Here is a 6,850-nt window from a genome sequence, read left to right as displayed (position 1 = left end):
TCACCTCCAGACTGTTGGATAACCGTATGATTTCAAACGGAATTTCTAATGGTATCCATTAGAAATCTGCACTGGGAGGTTTGCACCACTTTTCTTTTGAAAATCCTAATGGACTATCTGGGATGAATTCAACATCATTCTGAAACACAACGACAGCCTGCTTTGGATCGATTTGGCCGCGCAGCGCGTGATTGACACCATGGCCAGGCCATTTGAGCTCAACGGTAACTCGGTCTACATGGGTGCCAGCATCGGCATTTCGCTCTACCCCAACGATGGCAGCGATGCAGACACCTTACTCAGCAGCGCTGCGGCCGCCCTGCACCAAGCCAAGCTGCGGGGACGAGGCATGCTGCAGTTTTTCTCCTCGGAAATGACCAGCCGCTCCAAACAACGCCTGACGCTGGAGGCCGCCCTGCGCCGCTCAGTCGAGCGCCAGGAGCTGCGGCTGTATTACCAACCTCAGGTCGACCTGATCAGCGGCCAGATTGTGGGCGTGGAGGCACTGGTGCGTTGGCAGCATCCTGAGCGTGGCCTGATACCCCCGGGAGAATTCATACCTCTGGCGGAAGAAAGTGGTTTTGTGGTGACCTTGGGTGACTGGGTGCTGCGCACTGCCTGTCGACAAATCAAGGCATGGGCGACTTTAGAACTGCCGCTGCGCCAGGTGGCTGTCAATGTGTCTGCCGTTCAATTGAGCCGCGGACACTTGGTTGCATCCGTCAAAGAGGCTCTCGAAGAAACCGGCATTGCACCCAACCTGCTGGAACTGGAAATCACCGAAAGCAGCGTCATGCTGGATCGCGAAAAATCGTTTGAAACACTCGCCCAGCTCAAAGCACTCGGTGTGAGCCTGTCCATTGACGACTTTGGCACGGGGTATTCATCGCTGGCCTACCTGCAGCAACTCGAAGTCAACAAGCTCAAGATTGACATCGCCTTCGTGCGCGACATGACCACCAACAGCAACAACGCCTCCATCATCAAGGCGGTGATCGCACTCGGCCATAGCCTGGGGCTGGAAATCATTGCCGAAGGGGTGGAAACACCGGGTCAAGCGCGCCAACTGCGCGCACTGCGATGCGATGTCATACAGGGCTACCTGGTCAGCAAACCTATCCCCGGTGTAGACATGACACAGCTCATGAGCACGTTTCCTGCCATGGACATCCCAGTGGACAACCAGGCTCTCAACACCCTGCTGGTGGTGGACGATGAACCAAGCATGCTGACCTCGCTGACACGCCTGCTGCGCAATGAAAACTACCGCATTCTCAGTGCCACCAGCGCAGAAGAAGCCCTGGCCTTGCTGGCACTGCACCCAGTGGGCGTCATTCTGACCGACCAGCGCATGACGGGCATGACCGGTATCGAGCTGCTGGCTCGTGCCCGCAAGATGCACCCCAAAGTGGTTCGCATGGTGCTGTCTGGCTACACCGGTTTGGACAGCCTGACCGAGGCCATTAACCGTGGCGAGATCTACAAGTTTTTTACCAAACCCTGGAACGACGCCGAGTTGATCGAGTCAGTGCGCGAGGCGTTTGCGCACTATGCTGAAAAGATTGATGTCGCTTTGTCTTAGGAGTCGCGATTGGCCTGCAGCATGTGGACGGCGAAAACATCAAAGCTTCAGCCCCAGCCCTGACAGATAGGTGCGAATGGCTGTCTTTGACACCCATACCAGCTTGAAGACACCTGGGTTCAGCACCCAGGTTTGAATCAACCCAACCATCAGCGCATGCAGGCCATGGGCTGCCACAGTGGGTGACATCGACAGCGTCACCCCGCGCCGCGCGGCAGCTTCCTCCAGGCTGCGCTGCATTTGCTGCGTGCCATCCAGGTAACACTGCACGTGCCGCGCCTTGACAGCCAGCAACTCGTCAACGTATTCCACCTTCAACGTGGCCACTTCAAAAATGGCTCGGGTGCGTGCATCGGATTCAATGCTGTGCAGCGTCTGCAGCATCGCCCGTTCCAACTCGGCCAGCGGGTCTTGCGCCGCGTCATGCCCCAGTTGCTGCATGGTTTGCTCCATTGGCAAAATGGCACTGTCCATCATGGCGTTGAACAGCTCGGCCTTGTTCTTGAAGTGCCAATAAATGGCGCCACGCGTCACCCCGGCCGCTTGCGCAATGTCTTGCAGCGAGGTTCGCGACACCCCTTTTTCAGCGAACACACGCTGTGCCGCCTCCAGCAACTGATGGCGGGTTTCTTCAGCATCTTCTTTGGTTCGACGGGCCACGGTGGTAACTTCTTTCATGAAATGAGCAACTTACATTCATGATTGTATGTATACTTTAAAAAATAACCAATCACTTTCCCGCCCTGCTGACGCCCTCTCCTGGGCTTTTTTCTTTTCCAGGAACCACGCCATGTTGCACTCCAGCAAATTTTTTGCTCACACCCACCTCATATCCAATGCGCCGCACAAAAAAATCCTGGCGCCCATAGCGCTGGTTTCTATCCTCTTTTTGACGGCTTGCGGCCAAGGCAATCCGCCCGCAGCAGGCACCGGTGGCTCAGGCGGTGCAGGTGGCAAGCCACCACCCGCCCAGGTCGGTGTGGTCACGGTGGTGCCCGGCGCTGTGGGCCTGGTCACTGAGCTACCGGGTCGCCTAGAAGCCTCGCGCGTGGCGCAAGTGCGCGCCCGCACCGCTGGCATTTTGCAAAAACGCCTGTTTGTCGAAGGCAGCCAAGTGGTGGCTGGGCAAACTCTTTTCAGTATCGACGCCAGCCCGTTTGAAGCAGCGCTTGCGAGCGCGCTGGCCGGTGTCGCCAAAGCCGAAGCCAATGTGATGCAAACCACGGCGCAGGCCGAGCGCTTCAAGCCACTGATTGAAGCCAAAGCCATCAGCCAGCAAGAATTTGTCAACGCCCAAGCGGCTCAAAAGCTGGCCGAGGCCGACTTGGCCGTGGCTCGTGCCGCGGCTCAAACGGCGCGCATCAACCTGGGCTACGCCAACGTCACCGCCCCCATCTCAGGGCGCATTGGCCGTGCATTGGTCACTGAAGGCGCGTTGGTGGGGCAAGCCGAAGTGACCCAGCTGGCGGTCATTCAGCAAACCCACCCGATGTTCATCAACTTCACCCAGTCTGCCGCCGAGGTCATGAAACTGCGCCAAGCGCTTGAAGCTGGTCAGCTCAAACGCGCGGGCAACCAAGCCGCCAGCGTGCGCGTGGTGCTGGAAGACGGTGCTGAATACGCCCTGCCCGGCAAATTGCTGTTTGCTGACCCCACGGTCGACGCCACCAGCGGCCAAATCACCCTGCGTGCCGAAGTGCCCAACCCCAAAGGCGAGCTGTTGCCCGGCCTGTTTGTGCGCGTGCGGCTGGAGCAAGCGCAAGCCCAAAACGCCATCACCCTGCCCCAGCAAGCTGTGACCCGCTCAGCCCAGGGCGACAGCGTGATGGTGGTGGCCGCTGACGGCAAGGTCAGCCCGCGCCCAGTCACCGTGGGTGGCGCACAGCGCGGGCAGTGGGTCATTTTGAGTGGCCTGCAAGCCGGTGAGCAAGTCATGGTGGACGGCTTCCAAAAACTGCGCGGTGGCGCGCCCGTGAAAGCCGTGCCGTGGCAGCCGGGTGGCGCCAAAGCCCCAGCTGCTGCATCGTCTGGCCCGGCCGCTGGCTCTTCTGCTGCGGCCAGCGCGGCACGCTGAAAAGGCCACACCATGTCGAAATTTTTCATAGACCGCCCGATCTTTGCCTGGGTCATTGCGCTGTTCATCACCGTCATGGGCGCGGTGGCCATCACCCAACTGCCGATTGCGCAATACCCGCCGGTGGCACCGCCGTCTATCGTCATCTCGGCCACCTACCCCGGCGCTTCTGCGCAAACCCTGGAAGACAGCGTGCTCTCCATCGTCGAGCAAGAAATGAACGGCTCACCGGGGCTGATCTACATGGAGTCGGTGGCGCAAGCCAATGGCACCGGCACCATTACCCTGAGTTTTCAGCCGGGCACCAACCCCGATTTGGCACAAGTGGACGTGCAAAACCGCTTGAGCCGCGCCACGCCACGCCTGCCCTCGGCAGTGACGCAGCAAGGCGTGCGGGTCGACAAGGCACGCAGCAACTTTTTGCTGTTTGCCATTCTCTCCAGCAACGACCCCAAGCTCGACCCGGTGGCGCTGGGCGACTACGCCTCGCGCAGCATCTTGCCTGAAATTCAGCGCATCAGCGGGGTAGGCCAGGCGCAGCTGTTTGGCACCGAGCGCGCCATGCGCGTCTGGGTCGACCCTGCCAAACTGCAAAGCTACAACCTGTCAGCGGCCGATGTCACCACCGCCATCCGCTTGCAAAACGCACAAGTCTCAGCGGGTGAAATTGGCAGCTTGCCCAATGTAGCTGGCCAAGGCATTGCAGCCACCGTGGTGGTCAACGGGCAATTGGGCAGCGTAGCCGAATTTGGCCAAGTGGTGCTGCGCGCCAACACCGACGGCTCGGCCGTGCGCTTGAAAGACGTGGCGCGCATTGAACTCGGTGCCCAGTCCTATGCCACCTCGGCGCGGCTCAACGGCAAGCCCTCTACCGGCATTGGCGTGCAGCTGGCCCCCAGCGGCAACGCCCTGGCCACCGCCAAAGCGGTGCGGGCGCGCATGACCGAGCTGGAAAAATTCTTTCCCAAAGGCATGACCTGGGCCATTCCCTACGACAGCTCGCGCTTCATTGAAACCTCTTTGCGTCAGGTCGCCGAGACACTGCTGGAAGCTGTTCTGCTGGTGTTTTTGGTGATGTTTTTGTTCATGCAAGACTGGCGCTACACGCTCATTCCCACGCTGGTGGTGCCGGTGGCCTTGCTGGGCACCTTTGCCACACTGCTGGCTCTGGGCTACTCCATCAACGTGCTGACCATGTTTGCCATGGTGCTGGTGATCGGCATTGTGGTGGACGACGCCATTGTGGTGGTGGAAAACGTTGAGCGCATCATGAGCGAAGAAGGCCTGCCACCGCTGGCGGCCACGCGCAAAGCCATGGGGCAGATTCAGGGCGCCATTGTGGGCGTGACGGTGGTGCTGGTCTCGGTGTTTGTGCCGCTGGCGTTTTTCAGCGGCTCCATTGGCAACATCTATCGCCAGTTTGCCACCGTGATGGGCGTGGCAATTGCGTTCTCGGCCTTCTTGGCCTTGTCACTCACACCGGCCTTGTGCGCCACCTTGCTCAAGCCCGTAGAAGCGGGTCACCACCACGCCAAGTCTGGCTTTTTTGGCTGGTTCAACCGCGGTTTTGCCAAAACGGCCAAGGGCTATGAAGGTGGGATCGCCAAGCTGTTACCCAAGGCGGGGCGCTACATGGTGATTTACTTGGCCATTTTGGCCGGCGCGGCCTGGATGTACCAACGCCTGCCCACCTCATTTTTGCCCAGCGAAGACCAAGGCACCATGCTGGTCAACGTGCAACTGCCCCCCGGCGCCACGCGCGAACGCACGCTGGCCGTGATGCAGCAGGTAGAGGGCTTCATGCTCAAACAGCCCGAGGTGCAAGGCATGGTCAGCGTGCTGGGCTTTAGCTTCTCGGGCCAGGGGCAAAACGCCGCGCTGGCATTTGTCACCCTGAAAGACTGGGCCGAACGCCCGGGCCCCGGCAGTTCAGCCCAAGCCCTGGCGGGGCGTGCTTTTGGTGCGCTGATGGGCGTGCGCGATGCTTTCATCTTCCCCTTGAGCCCACCGCCCATTCCAGAGCTGGGCTCTTCGTCTGGCTTTGCCCTGCGCCTGCAAGACCGGGCCGGCTTGGGACACGCGGCCTTGCTCGGGGCACGCAACCAACTGCTGGGCATGGCCAGCCAAAGCAAAGTCCTGGCGCAAGTGCGCCCCGATGGCCTGGAAGACGCACCCCAGCTGCAAGTCGACATTGACCGCGACAAAGCCAGCGCCTTGGGTGTGGGGTTTGACACCATCAATGCCACCCTCTCCACCGCCTTGGGCTCCAGCTATGCCAATGATTTCCCCAACGCCGGGCGCTTGCAGCGCGTGGTGGTGCAAGCCGATGCCCCGGCACGCATGCAGCCCGATGACTTGCTGAAACTCTTCGTGGCCAACAAAACCGGCCAAATGGTGCCCTTCGCAAGCTTTGCCAGCACCCGCTGGGTCAGTGGTGCCATGCAAACCGTGCGCTACAACGGCTACCCGGCCATGCGCATCAGCGGCAGTGCCGCGCCTGGCTACAGCACCGGCGCAGCGCTGGCCGAAATAGAAACCCTGGCGCGCCAACTGCCACCGGGCTTTGGCTTTGAGTGGACCGGCACCTCGCGCGAGGAAAAATTGGCGGGCTCACAAGCCCTCATCCTGTACGGCTTTGCCATCTTGTCGGTATTTTTGTGCCTGGCCGCGCTGTACGAGAGCTGGAGCATTCCGCTGGCAGTCATTCTGGTGGTGCCGCTGGGCGTGCTGGGCGTGATTGTGGCCACGCTGTTACGGGCTTACGCCAACGACGTGTACTTTCAGGTCGGCCTGATCACCATCATTGGCCTATCAGCCAAAAACGCCATTTTGATCATTGAGTTTGCCAAAGACCTGCAAGCCCAAGGCAAGAGCGTGGTGGCTGCCGCGTTGGAAGCGGCGCACCTGCGGTTCAGGCCGATTTTGATGACCTCGCTGGCCTTCACGCTGGGCGTGCTGCCACTGGCCCTGGCCAGCGGCGCCGGCTCGGCCAGCCAGCGCGCCATTGGCACCGGGGTGATTGGTGGCATCTTGACCGGCACCACGCTGGCAGTGGTGTTTGTGCCCATCTTCTTTGTGGTGGTGCGCAGCCTGTTCAAAGACAGTGCCCGCCAACAAGCCGTCCACGCCGAACAAGCCGCTCACATGGGAGTGCACGGCCATGACTAAATTTGGTGAACACAACGCCAGCCCGA

General features: G+C 60.3%; 4 protein-coding genes. 3 read left to right on the top strand and 1 reads right to left on the bottom strand.

The genetic code is table 11. The features are described 5' to 3' along the window. The first annotated feature begins 115 nt into the window (after nt 1–115). Nucleotides 116–1,582, top strand: a complete 1,467-nt coding sequence (locus PHT20_RS06490; RefSeq protein ID WP_366520900.1) for an EAL domain-containing protein — start codon at nt 116–118, stop codon at nt 1,580–1,582. A 39-nt stretch (nt 1,583–1,621) separates the two neighbouring features. On the opposite strand, the gene PHT20_RS06485 is transcribed toward PHT20_RS06490, so the two are convergent. Further along, a complete protein-coding gene (locus PHT20_RS06485; RefSeq protein WP_300083543.1) occupies nt 1,622–2,260 on the bottom strand; it encodes a TetR family transcriptional regulator in 639 nt (212 codons plus the stop codon). Between the two features lie 112 nt (nt 2,261–2,372). On the opposite strand from PHT20_RS06485, the gene PHT20_RS06480 reads away from it, so the two are divergent. Both PHT20_RS06480 and PHT20_RS06475 read left to right on the top strand, forming a co-directional pair. Beyond that, the gene (locus PHT20_RS06480; RefSeq protein ID WP_301019894.1) at nt 2,373–3,656 is read left to right on the top strand and encodes an efflux RND transporter periplasmic adaptor subunit; all 1,284 of its coding nucleotides are present in this window, start codon (nt 2,373–2,375) and stop codon (nt 3,654–3,656) included. A gap of 12 nt (nt 3,657–3,668) precedes the next feature. Continuing rightward, nucleotides 3,669–6,824, top strand: coding sequence for an efflux RND transporter permease subunit (locus tag PHT20_RS06475; protein WP_301019893.1), 3,156 nt, complete (start codon nt 3,669–3,671; stop codon nt 6,822–6,824). Nucleotides 6,825–6,850 lie beyond the last annotated feature (26 nt).

Origin of the sequence: Rhodoferax sp. (assembly GCF_028715765.1) — a bacterium.
Taxonomy (GTDB): Bacteria; Pseudomonadota; Gammaproteobacteria; order Burkholderiales; family Burkholderiaceae_C; genus Rhodoferax.
The sequence above is the reverse complement of the archived record's forward strand: the minus strand, read 5'-3'. Positions and strand labels throughout refer to the sequence as shown.

Bases quoted from the DNA above. Each gene is read 5' to 3' on its own strand.
- PHT20_RS06485 (WP_300083543.1), bottom strand. From the start codon at position 2,260: ATGAAAGAAGTTACCACCGTGGCCCGTCGAACCAAAGAAGATGCTGAA.
- PHT20_RS06480 (WP_301019894.1), top strand. From the start codon at position 2,373: ATGTTGCACTCCAGCAAATTTTTTGCTCACACCCACCTCATATCCAAT.
- PHT20_RS06475 (WP_301019893.1), top strand. From the start codon at position 3,669: ATGTCGAAATTTTTCATAGACCGCCCGATCTTTGCCTGGGTCATTGCG.